This window comes from Moraxella sp. (genome assembly GCF_024227015.1).
GTDB lineage: Bacteria > Pseudomonadota > Gammaproteobacteria > Pseudomonadales > Moraxellaceae > Moraxella.
This window is the reverse complement of sequence record NZ_JAAELD010000293.1, coordinates 1-1,901: the sequence shown is the minus strand read 5'-3', so window position 1 is coordinate 1,901 and position 1,901 is coordinate 1. Positions and strand designations below refer to the sequence as shown.

Here is a 1,901-nt window from a genome sequence, read left to right as displayed (position 1 = left end):
TAAAAAATAACCAGATAATAATTAAAATTATCTTATGCCTTTACATCATTAAAATAACAGTACAATTGACAGTACAGAAACCAAGTCAACCCCATTCTTTATTTCAAGATGGTTAAACTGTCACTGTCTGCCACAGCTGCTTCTTAGCGTTAGCATCTTGATGCATCGCCAAAAGTTGTGGCAGTGTTTGCACTTCTCCAAAATAATCCACCCCATCGCTTAGCTCGCTTAGGAAGGCTAATTTTATCAGATCGAATTTAGTAATGTCGCCCATCATCTGCAATCGCAGAATAAAACCATCGAGACACTTTTGAGCCAACGTTGGCGAATTGCCCAGATCATCGTTCATCGGGTAGCGAATGCTTTCCACCGAGAAGAATGCTTTGCGCTCTGATGCCCATCTTGACAATGCTGTCTTTAACGATGCCAATACCAGCTTCTCTTCATCACCAATCAGACTGATATCCGCCAAGAGCACCCACTCACCAACTCGAATACCTTCTAGCACATATGAAATAGCGGTCGATGATAAGTCTGCAGATTGAGCGGTACTTACTTCATCTATTATATTCGAAGGTGTATTTTGAGCAGAATTTATAGACTGATGTGTATTATTGATTAGCTTACTTGGCTCTTTAACGACTGATTTAATGCACATCTCATCATCTACCACCACAGGATTTGCTGGCGGGATTAATACCGAGTTAGGCTCAGCTTGAACCTCTTGTATTTCATTTTGCATAGATTTGATATGCTTGTCATCCTCCGCAAACCTATCAACTAAGCTTCTTACCTGAACGACAGGCGTGCCTAATTGTCCCCATTGGCGAATACCCATAAGGCTTAAGATATGGCGCTGCTGCATCAACGCATCAGAGACTGATTTGATTACTGCCATGTGAACTCACTGGGCTTGGGCGGCGTATAGCGACACATAGAATGAGACTCGGAGAATTGCGCGCCCCATTTTCGATAACCTTGCGTATCTAGATGAATGGCACCTGTACCATATAAGCCCAAACCAAAATTATGCGATTCACCATAAAATACCCAGTACTCGCACAAACGATTCTGCAGTTGATACAATTCATGACTGCCTGCCTCATAACTAGGCACCCAGATATCCATCGCGCCATTCGTCATGTGCTTACTACTGGGCGCGCCGCCTGCACAGCGGTTCAAGTCGGGATTGCGATATACCGAACGGATATGGGTATTGGCAGGTAGGATACCTTTAGCGCGAAGTTCATTATATAGCTTAATCGTTGGCAGCATCTGCACCCACAGCTCACGAGGCGGCACCTCATAAGGCTCAAAACCACATTCCTGCCATGAGCGCGCCGTCGTCAATAGCTCATGCATCGGTGGCAGATTTTTACCGATGTGATTCTTAAGAAATTGCGTGTATTCCTCGACCTGAGATTTTTGATAGGGATGGCTGCGTAGCCACATCTCAAAATCCGCCTTTGTTCCGACATTTCTGATAATATCATGAGTATGCCCATCGTGATCATCGTGATGATGATGGATGATGTTAATCTGAGGCGGCTTAGCCACCGTATTGGTGATCTTGACTGGTTGCTTGGCGAGCTGTTTAGGTTTTGACACCACTTTGGTTGGTTGGGGTTTTTTAGCAGGTGCGGTTTTTTGAGCGCATGATGATAAGCCAAACACCCCCACCAACATTATCCCTGTTAGTTGCAATTTTTTATTCATTGAAATCATCTTATCGATCCACCCCACTACTTGGCTATTTATAATCAGCAATCAAGCTGTTTAACGTTATAAAATATCTTAACATTAATCCGAAAAAATCTCATGCTGCTTTTGTAATTTTAACATCCAATTTTAGCAATTTTTCCACCAATCCACAAACCAATGTGCCATTATTCGATATAAAT

At 42.9% G+C, this 1,901-nt stretch carries 2 protein-coding genes; both read right to left on the bottom strand.

All coding sequences use genetic code 11. The features are described 5' to 3' along the window. Nucleotides 1-112 precede the first annotated feature (112 nt). A complete protein-coding gene (locus GY683_RS06770; protein WP_297288014.1) occupies nucleotides 113-898 on the bottom strand; it encodes a hypothetical protein in 786 nt (261 codons plus the stop codon). Continuing rightward, nucleotides 889-1,716 (bottom strand): D-Ala-D-Ala carboxypeptidase family metallohydrolase, encoded by an 828-nt coding sequence (locus GY683_RS06765; RefSeq protein ID WP_297288013.1) that lies wholly within the window; start codon nucleotides 1,714-1,716, stop codon nucleotides 889-891. The genes GY683_RS06770 and GY683_RS06765 overlap by 10 nt, the downstream gene beginning before the upstream one ends. Nucleotides 1,717-1,901: the final 185 nt, after the last annotated feature.